We start from the raw sequence: 17,539 nt of genomic DNA on the forward strand, positions 1-17,539 counted from the left end.
TCAACGCCTTTGGATCACACCTCATGCTGACCGAAATCAACTTCGACGGGATCGTCGGCCCCAGCCACAACTATGCCGGGCTCAGCCTGGGCAACTTGGCGTCCGCGCGTAACTCGGGCCGGGTATCGCGCCCACGTGACGCCGCGCTGCAAGGGCTGGCCAAGATGCGGCTGAATTTGTCCATGGGGCTGACGCAAGGGTGGTTCATGCCTCATGATCGACCGGACGAGGCCTGGCTGTCGCGCCTGGGCTTCGGTCAGGATCGGGGCATGGAACAAGCCGATGCCGGGCTGCGATATGCCGCGATGTCGGCGTCGGCGATGTGGGCCGCGAACGCCGCAACGGTCAGCCCCGCGCCCGATACCCGGGACGGCCGTTGCCACCTGACCGCCGCCAATCTCGTCACGATGCCGCACCGCAGCCATGAGTGGCCCGGCACCCTGGCGCAGTTGCGGTTGGCCTTTGCCGACACCGCGCACTTTGCCGTGCATGAGCCGGTGCCGCCGCCTTTCGGTGACGAGGGCGCGGCCAACCACATGCGGCTTTGCGCCAGTCACGGTTCGGCAGGCATCGAGGTGTTCGTCTATGGCCGATCGGGCGGCCCCTTCCCCGCCCGCCAGCATCGCGAAGCCAGCGCGGCCGTTGCTCGGCTCCACGGTCTGGACCCGAAGCGGACGATTCTTGCAGAGCAATCCGAAGAAGCGATCGCGGCGGGCGCCTTTCACAACGATGTCGTGGCCGTCGCCAACGAGACGGTGCTGTTCACGCATGAACAGGCCTTCGCCGATCCCACCGCCCTCTATGCCCGGCTGCGTGAGAAAGTTCCGGAACTGGTCGTCGTCGAAGTGCCCGCCGCCGCTGTCAGTCTGGAACAGGCGATCGCGTCCTATCTGTTCAACGCGCAACTGGTGACGCTGCCCGACGGCGGCATGGCGCTGATCCTGCCCGGAGAAGCGCGGGAGAACGGCGCGGTGTGGGCGTGGCTGCAACAACTTATTGCCGGGAACGGACGGATCCGCACGCTACACGTGGCGGATTTGCGCGAATCCATGGCGAACGGCGGCGGCCCGGCGTGCCTCCGCCTGCGCGTCGTGGCCGATCCGGCCACCGTCGACCCGCGCTTTCTCGCCTCCGCCGATCGCATCGCCCAGGTAGAGCGCGTCGTTACACGCCATTGGCCGGAGGAAATAGCGCCCGACGATCTTGCCCGCCCTTCCCTCTGGCGGGCGGTCAAAGCCGCGCGCCTGTCCCTGCTGTCGGAACTCGATCTATCCACTCTCGCCTGAGGACGACAACGATGGGTCGCGTTAACCAAGCCCTTGTTTGTATAACTTTTTAAGCTGTGGATAACTCGGGATACTAATCGGGTCGAGCGCGTTGAGCTTATCGAAAGGGATCTTCGATGAGCGGAATGCTGTTTGCACTCGCCTTGTTTGGCTGCACCGACGATGGCTCCGCATGCCAGCGTCTGGGCTCGACAGAGCAAACTTACGAGAGCCGCGTCGAATGTCTGGCCGCCCAGCGCACGGCGCTTGATAGCGAAGCGGCGATGGAAGCCGATTACCCCAGCGTTCTGGTCCAGTGCATGACGCGTTCGCAACTGGCTCGGATCGGCCATGGTCCCGTCAACATCCGCAAAGCCGGCTTCGCCATGGCGGACGCCGCCGAGTAAGCCTCAGCCGCGTCCGCGATAGGATTGCACGCCCTGCTCCGGCACCCAAAGGCCGTGTGGCGCAGCGCTTGACTGCCAGAAAACGTCGATCGGGATACCGCCACGCGGATACCAATATCCGCCGATGCGCAGCCACACGGGCTTCATCTCGTCGAACAGCCGCTGGCCGATACCGACCGTCACATCCTCGTGAAAGCCGCTGTGATTGCGGAACGATCCCAGGAATAGCTTGAGGCTCTTGGATTCGACGATCGTCTCCCCCGGCGCATAATCGATCACCAGATGCGCGAAATCGGGTTGGCCCGTCACCGGGCACAGCGATGTGAATTCCGGCGCAGCAAACCGCACCAGATACAGCGAGCCGACACGCGGATTGGGCACATAGTCCAGCCGGGCGTCTTCAGGCGAGGACGGAAGGGCGCTTTGTTGGCCCAGATGAATGGGGGAGACTGACAGTTCACTCATCTGTATGCCAATGCCGCCAACCCGGCGTGGTGGCAACCTGCCGTGCGTGCCGGGCAAATTAAGTCGATGTTCAGTCGCCCCCATGCAGCCGCGTCGACGCGCATGGTGGGCAGCGATTTGGGATGGAGTGGATGTGCATGCGGGCCGCGATCGGCAGACCTTCGCTGAAGACGGCGCTGACGACGACGGCGCTAAAGGGATTGGCGGCGATCGCGTTCGCCTGCATCGTCGCGTTGCCTGCGATGGCGCAGGACAGCGGCGCCGTAACCTCCTACCGCCTGCCTGAAGCGGGACAGACCAGTACCCCCCGCGCCCAGGGGCCGGTCGATCCGGACAACCCTTACGCGCCGCCGTCCAACAGTTCCCCGGTGCGGCCGGTCACCCCCACGCCCTCGGCACCCCAGATCAACCTGCCGCCCGTCACGGCGAGCCCGGCCCCGTCCCGTCAGCCTGCGCGAACCGAGGATGCGCCCCGCTCGCCGCGCCAGCAGGCCAGCCCGACTCCGGAAGCTCGGCAGAGTGAGGCGGCGCCGGCAACCGGATCGGTGCTACCATCGGATACCCCTGATGCCGCCCCAGCGCCCACGATCGCCACCCCGCCGCCGGTCTTGCCAAGCAGCAATGCCGACGAAGCGCCGCTGGTCCAGGCTCCGGCGAAAAGCGACAGCGGCGGTGCGTTCCCATGGTGGGTCGCGGGCCTGGCTGGTGTCGCCGCGCTGGCCGGCGGCGCGTTCTGGATGCGGCGGCGTCGCCAACCGAACTTGGTTGAAGAGCCTTTTGCAGAGCCGATGCCGGTGCCGACGGTCGTCCCGCCCCGCCAGCCCAGGCCGGTCGTGAACCAGCCCGCAGCAGCGCCCACGCCTGCAGCCGCCCCACCCCCGGCGCCACCGCGCGCGCCCGTTGCCCAGCCGGTCACAGCTGGTGTAAACGAGGCGCTGCCACTTTCCGTGGCCTTCACACCGATCGCGGTGCGCCTCTCGCTGGTCTATGCCACGCTGCAGTATGAGGTCACGCTGACCAACACGGGCGCTGCGCCTATAACCGACGTGGACATCCGCGCCGACCTGTCATCGGCGCACGCTTCGATCCCGGTACAACAGCAGCTCGCCCCCGCGCCGGACCAGCTCGACGTGCGGCACACCATCGCGACCCTCGCTGCCGGGGAAACCCTGACGCTTGAGGGGGAGTTGCGCGTTCCGCTGCCGCAGATCCGCCCTCTGGTGAAGGGCAACGCGCAATTCTTCGTGCCGCTAGTCCGGCTCTGCCTGACCACGGCGGACGGCCACGGCATTCGCCGCGTATTCACCGCCGGGCCGCTCGATCCCGGCACCGGCGCGCTGGCGTCGATCCGGCTCGACGCCGGCCCGCGTAATTTGCGCGAACTTGCCGCGCGTGAGATCGAAGCGGCGCGCGCCTTCCCGCTCGACCGGATCAGCCTCGCCAGCTAGACGGGCCGCTCCTGCCGGGGAGCCTGCCGTGAAGAACTCTTTCGATCCCGATAACGCCGATACCATGGCGACTGCCACGCGCCTGGTGAACGCCGGTCGCCGCGCGGAATGGACCGGGCCGGTCGTCAATCCGCCGGTCTGGCGCGCCAGCACGCATCTCTATGAAAACATGGCGGCCTTGGCCCAAGGGCCTCGTTCCAACGAAGACGGCAGGTTTTTCTACGGCCGACGTGGCGCGCCCACGCAATGGGCGCTCGCCGAAGCGCTGACCCAGATGGAGCCAGGCGCGGCGGGCACAGTGCTCTACCCCTCCGGCGTCGCTGCGATCGCGGGTGTGTTGCTGACGGTGCTGCGCCCCGGCGATGTGCTGCTGATGAGCGACAACGCCTACGATCCCAGCCGATCGATGGGTACCGGGATGCTGGCGGATTTCGGCGTGGAAACGCGCTTTTTCGACCCGCGTGACCTGGACCGCTTTGTTGCCTCGTTCTGCCCCCGCACGCGCGCGGTGATGCTGGAAGCGCCCGGCAGCCTGACGATGGAGATGTGCGACATCCCGGCGCTCGCCCGCATCGCTCGCGAGCATGGCGCGGTCAGCGTGCTGGACAACACCTGGGCAGGCCCGACCGGGTTTGCCGCGCTGCCCCACGGCGTCGATGTCGTGCTGATGGCGCTGACCAAGCATGTCGGCGGCCACTCAGACTTGATGATGGGCAGCGCCAGCGCCGGGCCCGAATTGTACCAGCGCCTCCGCCTGCGTGCGCAGAACCTGGGCCACGTCGTCTCTCCGGATGACGCCGCCCTCGCCCTGCGCGGCTTGCGCACCTTGTCCCTGCGCCTGAAACAGGAAAGCGACAGCGCACTTAAGATCGCCGCCTGGCTCGCCCGGCAACCGCAAGTGGCGCAAGTGCTCTGCCCGATGCTGCCGGGAGCGCCGGGGCACGACTTGTGGCAGCGGGACTTCACCGGCGGCTGCGGCTTATTCAGCTTCGTCCTGCGCGGCGGGGACATGGCCCGCCGCAACCGCTTCATCGATGCCTTGTCCCTGTTCGGGATCGGCTACTCGTGGGGCGGGTTCGAGAGCCTGGCGGTGCCGGTCGACCCATCACCTGTGCGCGATGTGATGACTTGGCCGCCTTCAGGCTGCGAGGCGGGCGATCGCTATGGCGTGCGCCTCTCGATCGGACTGGAAGATGCAGACGATCTGATCGCGGACCTGGAACGCGCGTTTGCCGCTATCGGGGGGTAAGCAGCCCTTCCAGACCGAGAGCCTTAGCCGCGCCATTCCCGGCGTTCTTCCGCCTGCCGCAGCACTTCATAGGCCAATTGGAACGACTGGAACGCCTTCGCCGCTTCGGGATCGTTCGGGCGCACGTCGGGATGGACTTCTTTCGCCTTGGACCGCCAGGCCTTCTTCACCGCCTCGATATCGGCATCGGGATCAAGGCCCAGCACTTCAAGCGCCCGCATCTCGTCCCGGCTGCGCGTACCGTCGCCAGAGCCACCCCAGCCGTAGTGGGCTGCTTCCTTGTAGCCCGAATTGTCCGCGTTCTCCTGGCTTTCCCGCTGGGCTGCTTCTTCGGCATCCAGCCCGGCGAAGTAATCCCACCCGGCATTGTATTCCCCCGCGTGCTTCTGGCAGAAATACCACCGCTCAGGGCTGTTGGGAGATTTTGGCGCGGGACAATCACCGGCGTCGGAGCAGCCATGCCGATCGCACAACCGAACCTGTGTGGCTTCCCGGCCGGAGCCGTAGCCCCGCCATCGGGGGAAGCCCCAGTCATTGGATCGCCGCGCTTTGCTCATTCTCATCGCGATACGCCGCGACTCGTTTGCGAGGCAAGTCCTTGTTGGGGCAATGCCCGGTTGGGCCGCAGCTCCGGCCACGATGGACCGGAGCTTGAGGATCAATCAATGGTGACGGTTACCGCGCGGCGGTTCTGCGCCCAGGCCTGTTCGTCCGATCCCAGGGCGACCGGGCGCTCCTTGCCATAGCTCAGGGTGGAAAGACGGCTTGCATCCACGCCCAGGCTGACAAGGTAGTTGCGCGCCGCGCTGGCCCGGCGTTCGCCCAGGGCGATGTTATATTCACGCGTACCGCGCTCGTCCGCATGGCCTTCCACTGTGGCGCGCTTGTTGGGATAGCGCGCCAGCCATTGTGCTTGCTTGGCCAAGGCCGCCTGATCGGCGGAGTCGATGTCCGATCGGTCCGTGTCGAAGTAGATCGTGTCGGCCCCCTGCATGATCTGCACGAAATCCGCCTGGCTGCCCGGCGTGGCCACACCGTTGCCGTACTGGCCGTTGTCGGTGGACGTCGCCGCGCCGGGTTCGGGCGGCAATTCCTTGGGCGGCTTGCTCTTGCATCCAGAGATGGCGAGGGCCCCGGACAGGAGAAGCATGGTCCCCATTTTGATCCCCAACTTCACCGGTGCGGGGTGGGCGATGTCAGACATGGCGATCTCCTGTTCAGCGCCATCGAAATGGCTGTGGCTGCGCGATTGTTCCGTTCACTTGGATACAGAGACAAGCGGCGGTTTATCTCACCTTAACGATCCAAGCCAGCCTCAGGGCCGTACCGGGCCCCATGCCGGGTCGGACGCACCCACCGGCGTGGGCAAGCGACGCTCATTGCGGCCGGTCAGATCGACTTGCCAGATCGAGGCCTGGCCCGATCCCTTGGCGGTGCGGAAGAATTGCACGATGCGCCCGTTGGGGGACCAAGTCGGCGCTTCGTCCTGCCAGGAATTGGTCAGGTGACGCATCCCGCCGCCGCTGGGCGTCATCACCGCCACGCGCAAGTCACCCGCGATGTGGGTGAAGGCGATCTGATCGCCGCGCGGGCTCCACTCCGGAGTGGCGGCGCGGCCGCCGAAAAAGCTGATACGCTTCTGATTGGAGCCGTCCGCGTTCATGACATAGACCTGCTGGCTGCCCGAACGATCGCTTTCGAACACGATCTGGCTGCCATCAGGGGAATAGCTGCCGCCGATGTTGATGCCGGGCCCATTCGTCAACTGCTGCGGCGTGCCGCCCCCGGCGGACGAGATACGATAGATGTCGGTCGTGCCGCCCTTCGCCATCGAATAAAGCACCCATTTCCCATCGGGCGACCAGCGCGGTGCCAGCGTGGGATTGCCGGTACGCGCGATCAGGGTCTGCCGATCGGTGGCGAGATCATAGGAATAGATGCTGGGCTGTCCGTTCAGGTAGGACAGGTACAGGATCTTGGAATAGTCCGGCGAATAACGCGGCGTCAGCGCCATCGATTGCCCGCTGGTGAGGTAGCGATGGTTCGCGCCATCGGAATCCATGATCGCCAGACGCTTCATCCGGCGGCCTTTCGGCCCCGTCTCGGCGATGTAGGCGATCTTGGAATCGAAGAACGGGCTTTCGCCGGACAGGCGCGAATAGACAAGGTCGGAACACTTGTGCGCCGCGCGCCGCCAGTCCGTCGCCGCGAACTGCCAGCCTGCCTTCACCAGCTGACGAGTGAGCGAAATATCGTAGAGGTAGCAGCCGACCGTCAGCTGGCCATCCGCGCTGGCCTTCACGTAACCCTGCACCAGCATGTCCGCACCGCGCCCGGACCAGGTGGCGTAGCTGGGAGTCTGCACTTCGGGCAGCGTGGGTTGCGGCAGGCCATCCGGGCCGGTCGGCTTGAACAGGCCGTTGTTCTTCAGGTCCGATGCGATCACTTGCGAGATCGCCTGGCCCAGCTGCGCAGTTGAACCGGCGTTGGTCTGCGTCGGCACGTCGCGGTCGGTGGCGAAGGTGGTGATGGCGATGCCAATGTTCTGCCACTCGTTCTCGTCAGAGACGCTGCCGGTCAGGCCGCCGTCATCCGCTTCGTTCGTCGGCTGCTCCGCAACTGGCGGCGCGGGAGCGTCCTGGGCAAAAGCGGGAGCGGCGGTGAGGCCGGTCGCGGTGGCCAGCAGGAAGGCCAGGGTCGAAAAACGCAGCGTCATTGCGAGAGCCTCCTGTCAAAACGGAATTGAGAGACGCGCTTCCACGCATCGTAGTATTGGTCCGGCAGGTCGAACGGAGCGGCCAGGCGCACCGCCTTGATCGCCTGCTCGGCATGCCGCGCCGCCTGATTGCGGTTGATATCGGTGATGCCCAACTGTTTCACGACGGTGGGCGTTCCCGCCAGCGAGCCGTCGCGGTTGAGATTGAACGACAGGATCGTGACCAGATCATCCGCGTCGGGGCCCTGCGGTGCCTGCCACTTGGGCTTGAGCTGGCGCGAGATCGCGCTGGCGAGCGAGGAGCGCACCGCCGGGCCGATGCTGGGCGCGGCGGGAGCGGCGGCAGGTGTGCGATTGGGCGAGGTCGCCCCTGTTACGCCCGCCAGGAAGTCCGAGCCGATGCGGCTGCCGCCTGCCGGGGCGTTGGACTTGGAGGGCGTTTTGGACGGAGGGGATTTGGCCGCCCCCTTGGTGGCCGATCCGGTCTGCCCGGACGATGGCCGCGCGGGTGCCTTGGCGGGAGGTACCTTCGCCGCGGGGGCTTTAGGCGCAGGCGTGCGTGGCGCGGCGGCCTTTGGCGGCGGGGCTTTCGGCGCAGGTTTTGGGGCCGCAGGTTTTAGGGGTTCAGGACGGGGCGATGCCGGGCGCGGCTTCGGCGCCGGCTTCGCGACCGGCTTGGGCGCAGGCGGTTTCGGAGCCGGACGCGGAACCGGCTTGGCCACGGGCTTGGGCGAAGGCTGCGGCTTGGGTTCCGCCCTGGGTTCACGCGGGGTCGGCTTGGGCGGGGTCGGTTTAGCCGTGGGCTGCGGCGGCGCAGGTTCGGGCGACGCGGGTTCCGGCTCTGGCTGCGCCTCGGGCTCGCTCTTTGCCGGGGCAGCCTCTTCCTCGGGCTTGGGCTCACCCAGGGTGGGTGCCACCGGCGCGGCGGCCTGGCTGTTGGGTTCGGGCGAGGTGCTGGTCAGGCTCACCTGATCGCTGATCGTCACCTCGATCCGCTCAGGCGGCTTGACGACAGGGGCGGAGTGCGGACGCAGCAGCAGGATCGCCACCAGCGCAGCATGCGCGGCAATCGCGATCCCAAGGCCCAGGCCTTCATCCTTGCGCAGCGCCAAAGCCATTGTCCGTTCGGCTACCCTTACTGCCCTGAACCGGGACTGATGCCGCCACCGGTGCCGGTGACCAGCGAGATGGCGTTGAAACCGGCCCGGTTCAGCTCACCCATCACGTCCATCACCCGGCCATAGTCGAGCGCCTTGTCCGCGCGCAGCGTGACCAGCGGCTTCTTGCCGTCAGGACCATCGGGGATCGCAGCCAGGCGATCGGCCAGTTCGCCGGGCGCCAGCGCATCTTCCTCAAGATAGACGGTGCCGTCGGTCTGGATCGTGATCGTCACCTGGTTGGCTTCCTCCGCCATCGCCTTGGCGCGGCTGTCAGGCAGCTCCACCGGCACCGCCGCCTTCAGCAGCGGCGCGGTGACCATAAAGATGATCAGCAGCACCAGCATCACGTCCACCAGCGGCGTGACGTTGATTTCCGACATCGGCGCACCGGCCCGCCCGCGACCGCGCCGACGGCCGCCTCCAGACAGTCCCATCGCCATCTCAGCGCTGCTCCAGCTGCAGCGTCAGCGCGGCGTGCAGCTTGTCCGCAAAGCGCTGCAGCCGCGCCTCGAAGCCGTTCACCCGGTGTGAGAAGCGGTTGTAGGCGATGACCGCCGGGATCGCCGCGAACAGGCCGATCGCGGTGGCGAACAGCGCCTCGGAAATGCCCGGCGCCACCACCGCGAGCGAGGAATTCTGCTGCTGGCCGATCTGGAAGAAGCTGTTCATGATGCCCCACACCGTGCCGAACAGGCCGACGAACGGAGCGACCGAGCCTACCGTCGCCAGGAAGTTCAACCGGTCAGACAGCTTGTCCGCCTCTTCGCCCACCGCCGAATTCATGGCCAGGCCCACGCGCTGGCGTGCGCCTTCAGGGTCGACGCCGGCGCCCGCCGCATTGCGCTTGTATTCCGCCAGGCCCGCGCCCGCCACTTTGCCGATCGGCACTTCGGCGCGGCGGCGTTCGCGTTGGAAAGCATCGAAATTCTCCGCGTCCCAGAATTCCTTCTCGTAGGAATTGCAACGCCGCGCGATGCTGCCCATACGCAGCAGGAACGATACGATGATGGTCCACGTCCACACGCTGGCGAGGATCAGGCCGACCATCACCACCTGCACCACGATGTCGGCGTCCAGGAACAGCTTGACCGGATTGAGCCGGGTGGGCGCACCAGCCGCCGCGTCAGTCGCGGCCATGAGCAGATCGAACGTCATTCTTGTCCTTCCGGAGGTGAAGCGGGCGAGGCGTCGGTAAAAGCGGTGAAGGCCCGTTGCCAGGCTTCGGGCTGGCGGCGCGGTCGACCATCGGGGCCGACGAAGCCGACGCGCACGGTGGCTTCCGCCAGTTTCGTATCACCGCGCCATGCAATTTGCCGCATGGTACAGCTGGCGCGGCCGATCGCCTCGGCGCGCGTTTCAAGGTTCACGGTATCGCCCAGGCGCGCCGGGACCAGATAGCGTAGCGAAACCTCCGCCACCGTATAGGCCCCCTCACCCGCGATCAGCGCCGCCGCCTGGTCGATGTCGAGCAGATCCAGCAAATCGGACCGGGCCCGCTCAAACCAGCGCAAGTAATTGGCATGATAGACGATCCCGCCCGCATCCGTGTCCTCGTAATAGACGCGCAGGGCATAGCGATGGATCGTTCCGTCAAGCACGCCGCTGGCAGGAAGGGGAATGGCCGTCATTTGCACGGACCCTTAACGAGGCCCTGCCGCAGTGCAAAGTCGTGGTGCGCAGTTCATGGGGAAGAAGCGCTAATTTGCCCCGCATGAACGATGGTTAAACGGCTTGCGCGTTCAGGGCCGTGCCAGCCCCGAGGATTCACTCGCAGATCATGTGATAGAACTGACGCCCGCCGAAGATATGCACATGCAGGTGCGGCACTTCCTGATGGCCGTGACCGCCCATGTTCACCATCAGGCGATAGCCCGGCTCATCCAGCTCCAGCTGCCGCGTCACCGCGCCGACGGCACGAGTGAATCCGGCGATCTGCGCGTCGTCCGCCTTTTGCGTGAAGTCATCCCAGGATACGAAAGGCGCCTTAGGGATCACCAGCACATGCACCGGCGCTTGCGGGCGGATATCGTGAAAAGCCAGCGCGTAATCGTCTTCATAGACCTTGTTGCACGGGATTTCGCAGCGCAGGATCTTTGCGAAGATATTCTCATTGTCGTAAGGAAGCTTGGGGTCGATCGGCATCATGGCTCCTTCAGGACGGGCGTGCGGCCTTTTCGGCGAGACCCGAAACACCCTCACGGCGATCAAGTTCGGCCATGACATCGGCCAGCGGGATATCCTTGGCCGCGAGCAGCACGACGAGGTGGAAGATCAGGTCCGCCGCTTCGCCGACCAGCGCCTGGCGATCTTCGACAAGCGCGGCGATCACCGTCTCGGTCGCTTCCTCGCCCAGCTTCTGCGCGATCTTGTTCAAACCCCGCGCGTTGAGCTTGGCAACATAGCTGCTGCCCGGATCGGCCTGGCGGCGGGACTGGATGGTGGCTTCGAGCCGGGAAAGAGTTTCGGAATGGGCCATTCGCGCCATTCCATGCGGGGCCGCGAACGCCGGGTCAAGCGTCCGCGAGCATCCGATTTCAGTCGCGCGGACGCTTCGAGGAGAAACGCCGGCCGATCGCCACGCCCGAGACACCCAGCCCCAGCAACAGGAGCGCGCTCGGCTCAGGCAATGCGACCGAACCGCCCGATGCATAGGCAGGCGCGGCGCTCACCACGCAGGATACAGCGGCAATGAGGATCGTCGGCAGAGAAATGTGACGCACAACGACAGGACCTTTGAAAAGCAAGCATCAAAGTAAACGCAATATACGTGCCATTCCGAAGGACTTCAGTAAGACTGCGGATCTAGCTGGTTAACGCCACTGATGCTGCCTTGCCATTTGTAAACGGGGCCGACACTTAGCCCCGCGCGCAGAGGCCTGCCGCGCGCAGTGCGCCGTGCGCCTCGGCGATCGAATGCTTGCCGAAGTGGAAGATCGAGGCCGCCAGCACGGCGCTGGCGTGGCCTTCCACGACGCCGGCGACAAGATGTTCCAATGCCCCCACGCCGCCGCTGGCGATTACCGGGATGCCCACGGCGTCCGCGATCGTGCGAGTCAGCGCAAGGTCGTAGCCCTTCTGCGTGCCATCGCCGTCCATCGACGTGACGAGCAGCTCGCCTGCGCCCAGGCCAGCAAGTTTCACCGCGTGCTCCACCGCATCGATCCCGGTGGCGCGACGGCCGCCGTGGGTGAAGATTTCCCACCGCCCCGGCTCCACCTGCCGCGCATCCACCGACGCGACGATGCACTGGCTGCCGAACCGCTCGGCGATGTCGGACACCACCTCGGGCCGCGTCACCGCTGCAGAGTTCACCGCCACCTTGTCCGCACCCGCGAGCAGCAAGGCCCGCGCATCCTCGGCGGTGCGCACGCCGCCGCCCACGGTGAGCGGCATGAAGCAGACTTCGGCGGTGCGGCGCACGATATCCAGCAAGGTGCCGCGGCCTTCGTGGCTGGCCGAAATGTCAAGGAAGCACAGCTCGTCGGCGCCCGCCTGATCATAGGCGCGGGCCTGCTCAACCGGATCGCCCGCATCGCGCAGCTCGACGAAGTTCACGCCCTTCACCACGCGACCATCGGCCACGTCGAGACAAGGGATGACGCGGACGCGGACGGTCACGCTATTCGCGCTCCGCCATGGCGATCGCGGCGGCGAGATCCAGCCGCCCGTCGTAAAGCGCGCGGCCGGTGATCACGCCTTCGATGCCGCCCTTGGCATGCACGGTCAGCATGCGGATATCGTCCAGGCCCTTCACGCCGCCGCTGGCGATCACCGGCAAGTCGGTGCGACGCGCCAGGTCCACCGTTGCCTCGATGTTGCAGCCCTTCAGCAGGCCATCGCGGCCGATGTCTGTGAACAGCAGGCTGGCGACGCCTGCATCCTCGAACCGGCGCGCCATATCGACGATAGAGACATCGGACACTTCCGCCCAGCCTTCGGTCGCCACCATGCCGTCGCGCGCGTCCACCGCCACGACGATGCCGCCGGGATATTCGCGCGCCATGTCCTTGACGAACTGCGGGTCTTTCAACGCCGCCGTGCCCATCACCACGCGACTGACGCCCAGATCGAACCAGCCCGCCACCGCCTCTGGCGTACGAATGCCACCGCCCAGTTGGACATGGCCGGGGAACGCCGACAAGATGCCCTCCACCGCCTCGCGGTTCTGTGCGGAACCGGCGAATGAGCCATCGAGATCGACGACGTGGAGGTACTGCGAACCCGCCTCGGCAAACAGCATGGCCTGGGCGGCGGGGTCATCACCATAGACGGTGGCCCGGGCCATATCGCCCTCGGCCAGGCGAACCACTTGTCCCTGCTTCAGGTCGATGGCGGGAAATACGATCATGGCTTCCACTCCAAAAACCGCTCCAGCAGGGCCAGGCCATAGCTCTGGCTCTTCTCCGGATGGAACTGCACGCCGGCGATATTGTCCCGCGCCACAGCGGCGACCAGGCCGCCGCCGTGATCGGTCATCGCCGCAACATCGGCACCGTCATCGGGCACGAAATGATATGAGTGGAGGAAGTACGCTTCCCCCGCTTTGATCAGGCCGCTCGCCGGGTCTTTCAGCCCTAACGCAACGTCGTTCCACCCCATGTGCGGCACCTTGATAGCCGGATCGGTGCGTTCCATCAGGCGCACTTCGCCGCCGATCCAGTCTAGCCCTGGAGTCACGCCATGCTCCAGCCCGCGTGAGGCGAGAAGTTGCATCCCCACGCAAATGCCCAGGAACGGCGCGCCGCCGATGCGCACCCGCTCGGTCATGGCTTCCACCAAGTGCGGAATGGCCCGCAGCCCTTCGGCGCACGCCTTGAACGAGCCGACGCCGGGCAGCACGATCCGGTCCGCCGCGCGCACCACGTCAGGGTTGGCGGTTATCTCCACCCGCTCCGCCCCGGCAGCCTTCAGCGCGTTCGCCACGGAGTGCAGGTTGCCCGCGCCATAGTCGATCAAGGCCAGCACTTCAGACATGGCGTGTCTCAGCCACCCAGCTGGCCCTTGGTGGACGGCACCGCATCGCCCTTGCGCGCGTCCAGTTCCACCGCAGAGCGCATCGCGCGGGCGAACCCCTTGAAGATCGCTTCGCAGATGTGGTGGTTGTTGGTGCCGTAAAGCAGCTCGATATGCAGCGTGATGCCCACGGCCTGCCCGATCGAGTGGAACCAGTGCTCGACCAGCTCTGTGTCCAGCTCACCCAGCTTGGCCTGCGTGAACGCTGCCTTCCACACGAAGTAGGGCCGCCCGGAGATGTCTAGCGCCACGCGGGCCAGCGTCTCGTCCATCGGCGAATAGGCCGAACCGTAGCGCCCGATCCCCCGCTTGTCGCCCAACGCCTGCGCGATAGCCTGCCCGATCGCGATCGCGCTGTCCTCGCACGTGTGGTGCTGGTCCACGTGCAGGTCCCCCACCACGCGGCAGCTGATGTCGATCAGCGAGTGGCGGCTGAACTGCTCCACCATATGGTCCAGAAAGCCGATCCCGGTCGAGACGTCGTAGGCCCCGGTGCCATCGAGGTTCACCTCGACCGCGATGTCGGTTTCGTGCGTTTTTCGGGCTATCCGTGCGGTGCGCATAGCCGCGCCTATACGCGGTGATGGAACAGAATCAATCGCCGCTCGTCTTGCGTTTATGCTGCACCGCACCGCAAATAGCTCCTCATGGCGTCGAAAAGCGTCTTCGATTGTTGAAAAGACCTGTTCTGCCGGGTTGACCGGCTGCGACTCGATGCGCAGTGAGAACCCATGAACGACACCCCGCCCGATAGCCTCATTCCCTACGACGAAATCGTACAGGAAGCCCTGCGTGCCGTGGTCGGCCGTGTGCTGGGGCAAGTCGTCGCCGGTGGTGGTGTGCTTCCTGGCAACCATCACTTCTACGTCACTTTCAAGACAGGCGCGCCCGGCGTCTCCGTGCCGCCCGAGTTGCGCGCACGCTTCCCTGACGAGATGACGATCGTGCTGCAGAACAAGTTCTGGGATCTTGTCGTCACCGACGATTCCTTCGGCGTCGGCCTCAGCTTCAACCAGATGCCGGCCAAGCTGCACGTGCCGTTTTCCGCCATCACCGCCTTCGTCGATCCGGCGGTGGATTTCGGCCTGCAGTTCCAGGCGATGGGCGCGGATGAGCATGAGGATGAACACGATCCGGACAATGACGGTTCGGAACGGGACGATGCGCCGCGCATTACTCCGGCTGAAGATGGCTCGAACGTCGTCTCGGTGGATTTCGGCAAGAAGAAGTAACGCGGGCCCCGGCCCGGGATGGGTTTGGACATGGGCAAGATCAAACTGGGCGGCAAAGCTCCGAAGCTATCCTCGAAGGGCGAGGACGCAGCGGTTGCGGCCAAGCAGAAGCTGAAGCAGGCGTTGCCTCGCGATCCGCTGGAATTGAACGGGCCCAGCCCCAATCCCGCCACCAATCTGCTAATCGCCGATCTCGCCCTGCGCTCAACCACAATGCTGGCCAGCCGCGCGGTGCAGCGTCGTCTGCTCGGCACCAAGTACCCCACGCGCAAGGCAGCGGCGATCCTTCGAGGGCGCACTTTGCGCGAATCGATGTTCCATACCCTTGTGGCGCGGGTTGCCACGCGCTCCGTCCCCGGTGCGATCATCGTGGGCGGTGGCTTGCTGGCCAAAACGCTGTTCGATCGCGCCAAGGGCCGCCAGGCGAAGCATGAGGGTGACGAGAAGTTGCAGGAAATGGCGCGCGACGGCGAAGAGTGATCCGCTGCATGATCGTGCTCGCGACGACATCTTTTCGGAAGCAACCCCGGTCTTGATTTGATCGGCCGCCCTCGCCATCAGCGGGCATGACCACCGCCCAGCCCACCATCGCCGTTCCCGATTCCGACGCCCTGCATCGCCGTGGGCTGATGTTTATCCTCTCCTCGCCATCGGGCGCGGGGAAGACCACGGTATCCCGCATGCTGCTGGAGCGTGACGCGCGGCTTCGGATGTCCGTCTCGGTCACGACGCGGCCGCCCCGCCCCGGCGAAATCGATGGGCGCGATTATATCTTCACGAGCCAACCCGGCTTCGATCACATGGTCGAGGAAGGTGAATTCCTGGAATGGGCCCAGGTGTTCGACAACAGCTACGGCACGCCAAAGGCCGAAGTGAAAGCCGGGTTGAAGGACGGGAAGGACTATCTCTTCGACATCGACTGGCAGGGCACGCAGCAGCTCTATCAAAAGATGCAGGCGGACGTGGTGCGCGTGTTCCTGCTGCCGCCCAGCATCGACGAACTGCGCCGCCGCCTGACCTCCCGCGGCACGGACAGCGCCGAAGTCATCGCCGCCCGCATGGAGCGCGCCAAGGCCGAAATCAGCCACTGGGACGGCTATGACTACGTGATCGTCAACGACGATATCGACGTCTGCTTCGCGAAGGTGACGCAGATCCTGGCCGCCGAGCGCATGCGCCGCGCCCGCCAGACCGGCCTCATCCCCTTCGTCCGCGAACTCACCGCGCCCGACGCTTGAGAGCGCGAGCGGAGCAGCCCTGCCTCGCCAGCCCGCCACTCGCCAGCCCTCCTCGCCACCCCCTTCGCCCGCGCGCACTTGTCCTCAGGCGATGCAGCGGATAGGCGCTGGCCCGCCTGTTTCAGATAGCCAGAGAAGAGCGTCAACCATGTCCGAACTCCAGTCCGCCATCGAAGCCGCATGGGACGCGCGCGATACCGTCTCCCCCACCAGCGCCGACGTGCGCCAGGATGTGGAGCAGGTGCTCGCCATGCTGGACGCCGGTACCGCGCGCGTCGCCGAGCCGGATGGACAAGGCGGTTGGCTGGTCAACCAATGGCTCAAGAAGGCAGTACTGCTGTCGTTCCGTCTCAATGAGAACGCGCCGATGGAATATGGCGCGGGCGGCGCGCCTGCGTTCGACAAGGTGCCGCTAAAGTTCCAGGGCTGGGATGGTGACGCCTTCCGCGAAGCCGGGTTCCGCGCGGTGCCGGGCGCGATCGCGCGCCGGGGTGCGTTTATCGGCAAGGGCGTGGTGCTGATGCCAAGCTTCGTCAACATCGGCGCTTATGTGGGCGAAGGCACGATGGTCGACACTTGGGCCACTGTCGGTTCGTGCGCGCAGATCGGGCGCAATGTCCACATCTCGGGCGGCGCGGGCATCGGCGGCGTCCTGGAGCCATTGCAGGCCGGACCGGTGGTGATCGAGGATAACTGTTTTATCGGCGCGCGTTCCGAAGTGGCCGAAGGCGTGATCGTGGGCAAAGGCGCGGTACTGTCGATGGGCGTGTTCATCGGCGCATCGACCAAGATCGTCGACCGCGCCACGGGCGAGATCCACATCGGCCGCGTGCCGCCCTATTCGGTGGTCGTGCCAGGCTCGCTGCCGGGCAAGCCTCTAGCCGATGGCACTGCCGGGCCGTCGCTTTACTGCGCCGTGATCGTAAAGACGGTGGACGCGCAGACCCGTTCGAAGACCGGCATCAACGAACTGCTGCGGGACTGATCGCCCTGCCCCTAAGACCGTCTCGCGGAACGGCGGGCGGTCTTGGGCGTTGCTCTCCTAGTAATTCCTGCTGCCGGGTTCGGGCATTTCGTACCCGGCACAAGACATTGGTTGAGGAGAAGCGTCATGCAAGTCCGCAATGGTGAGGTCCACGTCGACGCAACGGAAGCCCGCGCCGGAAGCACGAACAACACGGTGCGCTATGTTCTGCTGATCAGCATCGTCTTGGCGATCCTGGCCATGACGATCATCTGGGTCACGGGCGCGCTGAACTCCGACCAGGGCAACAATGCCCAGGCGAACTCCCAGCGGGCGGTGGCGGAGGAGCAAGCCACGAAACCGTGATAAGCTTGATTTGATT

General features: G+C 65.7%; 24 protein-coding genes. 9 read left to right on the forward strand and 15 right to left on the reverse strand.

Features of this window, described 5'->3' with window-relative positions; genetic code table 11:
• Positions 1-23 precede the first annotated feature (23 nt).
• Together GGR39_RS08420 and GGR39_RS08425 are read left to right on the forward strand one after the other, a co-directional pair.
• Positions 24-1,286 carry an N-succinylarginine dihydrolase gene (locus tag GGR39_RS08420; RefSeq protein ID WP_183616713.1) on the forward strand — a complete coding sequence of 421 codons (1,263 nt, stop codon included), beginning with the start codon at positions 24-26 and terminating at the stop codon, positions 1,284-1,286.
• 116 nt (positions 1,287-1,402) lie between these two features.
• Entirely contained in the window at positions 1,403-1,672 is a 270-nt protein-coding gene (locus GGR39_RS08425; protein ID WP_183616714.1) for a hypothetical protein, read from the forward strand.
• A gap of 3 nt (positions 1,673-1,675) precedes the next feature.
• Here GGR39_RS08425 and queF read toward each other — a convergent pair whose 3' ends face one another.
• On the reverse strand, positions 1,676-2,137 hold the full coding sequence (gene queF, locus GGR39_RS08430) for a preQ(1) synthase (RefSeq protein ID WP_183616715.1): 462 nt from the start codon (positions 2,135-2,137) through the stop codon (positions 1,676-1,678).
• 137 nt (positions 2,138-2,274) lie between these two features.
• Between queF and GGR39_RS08435 the strand changes: the two genes are divergently transcribed.
• Both GGR39_RS08435 and metC read left to right on the forward strand, forming a co-directional pair.
• Complete coding sequence (locus GGR39_RS08435; RefSeq protein WP_183616716.1) at positions 2,275-3,585, forward strand: hypothetical protein; 1,311 nt, start codon at positions 2,275-2,277, stop codon at positions 3,583-3,585.
• Positions 3,586-3,649: 64 nt separating this feature from the next.
• Positions 3,650-4,834, forward strand: coding sequence for a cystathionine beta-lyase (gene metC / locus GGR39_RS08440; protein WP_183616863.1), 1,185 nt, complete (start codon positions 3,650-3,652; stop codon positions 4,832-4,834).
• 23 nt (positions 4,835-4,857) lie between these two features.
• On the opposite strand, the gene GGR39_RS08445 is transcribed toward metC, so the two are convergent.
• The 14 genes from GGR39_RS08445 to hisB form a co-directional block, all read right to left on the reverse strand.
• Positions 4,858-5,391, reverse strand: coding sequence for a J domain-containing protein (locus tag GGR39_RS08445; RefSeq protein WP_183616717.1), 534 nt, complete (start codon positions 5,389-5,391; stop codon positions 4,858-4,860).
• Between the two features lie 101 nt (positions 5,392-5,492).
• Entirely contained in the window at positions 5,493-6,038 is a 546-nt protein-coding gene (gene pal / locus GGR39_RS08450; RefSeq protein ID WP_246388505.1) for a peptidoglycan-associated lipoprotein Pal, read from the reverse strand.
• A 111-nt stretch (positions 6,039-6,149) separates the two neighbouring features.
• The gene (gene tolB, locus GGR39_RS08455) at positions 6,150-7,550 is read right to left on the reverse strand and encodes a Tol-Pal system beta propeller repeat protein TolB (RefSeq protein ID WP_183616718.1); all 1,401 of its coding nucleotides are present in this window, start codon (positions 7,548-7,550) and stop codon (positions 6,150-6,152) included.
• The gene (locus GGR39_RS08460; protein WP_183616719.1) at positions 7,547-8,668 is read right to left on the reverse strand and encodes a hypothetical protein; all 1,122 of its coding nucleotides are present in this window, start codon (positions 8,666-8,668) and stop codon (positions 7,547-7,549) included. The genes tolB and GGR39_RS08460 overlap by 4 nt, the downstream gene beginning before the upstream one ends.
• Positions 8,669-8,685: 17 nt before the next feature.
• Positions 8,686-9,150, reverse strand: coding sequence for an ExbD/TolR family protein (locus GGR39_RS08465; protein ID WP_183616720.1), 465 nt, complete (start codon positions 9,148-9,150; stop codon positions 8,686-8,688).
• Position 9,151: 1 nt separating this feature from the next.
• Positions 9,152-9,865: a protein TolQ gene (gene tolQ / locus GGR39_RS08470; protein WP_058736074.1), complete on the reverse strand. Its 714-nt coding sequence runs from the start codon at positions 9,863-9,865 to the stop codon at positions 9,152-9,154.
• Positions 9,862-10,338: a YbgC/FadM family acyl-CoA thioesterase gene (locus GGR39_RS08475; RefSeq protein ID WP_183616721.1), complete on the reverse strand. Its 477-nt coding sequence runs from the start codon at positions 10,336-10,338 to the stop codon at positions 9,862-9,864. Before GGR39_RS08475 ends, tolQ begins: the two co-directional genes overlap by 4 nt.
• 136 nt (positions 10,339-10,474) lie before the next feature.
• Positions 10,475-10,852 (reverse strand): histidine triad nucleotide-binding protein, encoded by a 378-nt coding sequence (locus GGR39_RS08480; protein WP_183616722.1) that lies wholly within the window; start codon positions 10,850-10,852, stop codon positions 10,475-10,477.
• A gap of 10 nt (positions 10,853-10,862) precedes the next feature.
• Positions 10,863-11,186 carry a phosphoribosyl-ATP diphosphatase gene (locus GGR39_RS08485; RefSeq protein ID WP_183616723.1) on the reverse strand — a complete coding sequence of 108 codons (324 nt, stop codon included), beginning with the start codon at positions 11,184-11,186 and terminating at the stop codon, positions 10,863-10,865.
• A 58-nt stretch (positions 11,187-11,244) separates the two neighbouring features.
• Entirely contained in the window at positions 11,245-11,430 is a 186-nt protein-coding gene (locus GGR39_RS08490) for a PEP-CTERM sorting domain-containing protein (protein WP_242867082.1), read from the reverse strand.
• A 136-nt stretch (positions 11,431-11,566) separates the two neighbouring features.
• A complete protein-coding gene (hisF, locus tag GGR39_RS08495) occupies positions 11,567-12,328 on the reverse strand; it encodes an imidazole glycerol phosphate synthase subunit HisF (RefSeq protein ID WP_183616724.1) in 762 nt (253 codons plus the stop codon).
• A gap of 1 nt (position 12,329) precedes the next feature.
• Positions 12,330-13,058, reverse strand: a complete 729-nt coding sequence (gene hisA, locus GGR39_RS08500) for a 1-(5-phosphoribosyl)-5-[(5-phosphoribosylamino)methylideneamino]imidazole-4-carboxamide isomerase (protein WP_183616725.1) — start codon at positions 13,056-13,058, stop codon at positions 12,330-12,332.
• Positions 13,055-13,684, reverse strand: a complete 630-nt coding sequence (gene hisH / locus GGR39_RS08505) for an imidazole glycerol phosphate synthase subunit HisH (RefSeq protein WP_183616726.1) — start codon at positions 13,682-13,684, stop codon at positions 13,055-13,057. Before hisH ends, hisA begins: the two co-directional genes overlap by 4 nt.
• 8 nt (positions 13,685-13,692) lie before the next feature.
• Positions 13,693-14,286 (reverse strand): imidazoleglycerol-phosphate dehydratase HisB, encoded by a 594-nt coding sequence (gene hisB / locus GGR39_RS08510; protein WP_058736068.1) that lies wholly within the window; start codon positions 14,284-14,286, stop codon positions 13,693-13,695.
• A 168-nt stretch (positions 14,287-14,454) separates the two neighbouring features.
• Here hisB and GGR39_RS08515 point away from each other — a divergent pair, with 168 nt between their 5' ends.
• The 5 genes from GGR39_RS08515 (at position 14,455) to GGR39_RS08535 (ending at position 17,523) form a co-directional block, all read left to right on the forward strand.
• Positions 14,455-14,955, forward strand: a complete 501-nt coding sequence (locus GGR39_RS08515) for an SspB family protein (protein WP_058736067.1) — start codon at positions 14,455-14,457, stop codon at positions 14,953-14,955.
• A 30-nt stretch (positions 14,956-14,985) separates the two neighbouring features.
• The gene (locus GGR39_RS08520; protein WP_183616727.1) at positions 14,986-15,435 is read left to right on the forward strand and encodes a hypothetical protein; all 450 of its coding nucleotides are present in this window, start codon (positions 14,986-14,988) and stop codon (positions 15,433-15,435) included.
• An 86-nt stretch (positions 15,436-15,521) separates the two neighbouring features.
• Positions 15,522-16,193, forward strand: coding sequence for a guanylate kinase (gene gmk, locus GGR39_RS08525; RefSeq protein WP_058736065.1), 672 nt, complete (start codon positions 15,522-15,524; stop codon positions 16,191-16,193).
• Positions 16,194-16,341: 148 nt separating this feature from the next.
• Entirely contained in the window at positions 16,342-17,178 is an 837-nt protein-coding gene (dapD, locus tag GGR39_RS08530) for a 2,3,4,5-tetrahydropyridine-2,6-dicarboxylate N-succinyltransferase (RefSeq protein WP_183616728.1), read from the forward strand.
• A 126-nt stretch (positions 17,179-17,304) separates the two neighbouring features.
• Positions 17,305-17,523 carry a hypothetical protein gene (locus tag GGR39_RS08535; RefSeq protein ID WP_183616729.1) on the forward strand — a complete coding sequence of 73 codons (219 nt, stop codon included), beginning with the start codon at positions 17,305-17,307 and terminating at the stop codon, positions 17,521-17,523.
• Positions 17,524-17,539: the final 16 nt, after the last annotated feature.

Origin of the sequence: Novosphingobium fluoreni (assembly GCF_014196615.1) — a bacterium.
GTDB lineage: Bacteria > Pseudomonadota > Alphaproteobacteria > Sphingomonadales > Sphingomonadaceae > Novosphingobium > Novosphingobium fluoreni.

Bases quoted from the DNA above. Each gene is read 5' to 3' on its own strand.
- GGR39_RS08420 (WP_183616713.1), top strand. From the start codon at position 24: ATGCTGACCGAAATCAACTTCGACGGGATCGTCGGCCCCAGCCACAAC.
- GGR39_RS08425 (WP_183616714.1), top strand. From the start codon at position 1,403: ATGAGCGGAATGCTGTTTGCACTCGCCTTGTTTGGCTGCACCGACGAT.
- queF (WP_183616715.1), bottom strand. From the start codon at position 2,137: ATGAGTGAACTGTCAGTCTCCCCCATTCATCTGGGCCAACAAAGCGCC.
- GGR39_RS08435 (WP_183616716.1), top strand. From the start codon at position 2,275: ATGCGGGCCGCGATCGGCAGACCTTCGCTGAAGACGGCGCTGACGACG.
- metC (WP_183616863.1), top strand. From the start codon at position 3,650: ATGGCGACTGCCACGCGCCTGGTGAACGCCGGTCGCCGCGCGGAATGG.
- GGR39_RS08445 (WP_183616717.1), bottom strand. From the start codon at position 5,391: ATGAGCAAAGCGCGGCGATCCAATGACTGGGGCTTCCCCCGATGGCGG.
- pal (WP_246388505.1), bottom strand. From the start codon at position 6,038: ATGTCTGACATCGCCCACCCCGCACCGGTGAAGTTGGGGATCAAAATG.
- tolB (WP_183616718.1), bottom strand. From the start codon at position 7,550: ATGACGCTGCGTTTTTCGACCCTGGCCTTCCTGCTGGCCACCGCGACC.
- GGR39_RS08460 (WP_183616719.1), bottom strand. From the start codon at position 8,668: ATGGCTTTGGCGCTGCGCAAGGATGAAGGCCTGGGCCTTGGGATCGCG.
- GGR39_RS08465 (WP_183616720.1), bottom strand. From the start codon at position 9,150: ATGGCGATGGGACTGTCTGGAGGCGGCCGTCGGCGCGGTCGCGGGCGG.
- tolQ (WP_058736074.1), bottom strand. From the start codon at position 9,865: ATGACGTTCGATCTGCTCATGGCCGCGACTGACGCGGCGGCTGGTGCG.
- GGR39_RS08475 (WP_183616721.1), bottom strand. From the start codon at position 10,338: ATGACGGCCATTCCCCTTCCTGCCAGCGGCGTGCTTGACGGAACGATC.
- GGR39_RS08480 (WP_183616722.1), bottom strand. From the start codon at position 10,852: ATGCCGATCGACCCCAAGCTTCCTTACGACAATGAGAATATCTTCGCA.
- GGR39_RS08485 (WP_183616723.1), bottom strand. From the start codon at position 11,186: ATGGCCCATTCCGAAACTCTTTCCCGGCTCGAAGCCACCATCCAGTCC.
- hisA (WP_183616725.1), bottom strand. From the start codon at position 13,058: ATGATCGTATTTCCCGCCATCGACCTGAAGCAGGGACAAGTGGTTCGC.
- hisH (WP_183616726.1), bottom strand. From the start codon at position 13,684: ATGTCTGAAGTGCTGGCCTTGATCGACTATGGCGCGGGCAACCTGCAC.
- hisB (WP_058736068.1), bottom strand. From the start codon at position 14,286: ATGCGCACCGCACGGATAGCCCGAAAAACGCACGAAACCGACATCGCG.
- GGR39_RS08515 (WP_058736067.1), top strand. From the start codon at position 14,455: ATGAACGACACCCCGCCCGATAGCCTCATTCCCTACGACGAAATCGTA.
- GGR39_RS08520 (WP_183616727.1), top strand. From the start codon at position 14,986: ATGGGCAAGATCAAACTGGGCGGCAAAGCTCCGAAGCTATCCTCGAAG.
- gmk (WP_058736065.1), top strand. From the start codon at position 15,522: ATGACCACCGCCCAGCCCACCATCGCCGTTCCCGATTCCGACGCCCTG.
- dapD (WP_183616728.1), top strand. From the start codon at position 16,342: ATGTCCGAACTCCAGTCCGCCATCGAAGCCGCATGGGACGCGCGCGAT.
- GGR39_RS08535 (WP_183616729.1), top strand. From the start codon at position 17,305: ATGCAAGTCCGCAATGGTGAGGTCCACGTCGACGCAACGGAAGCCCGC.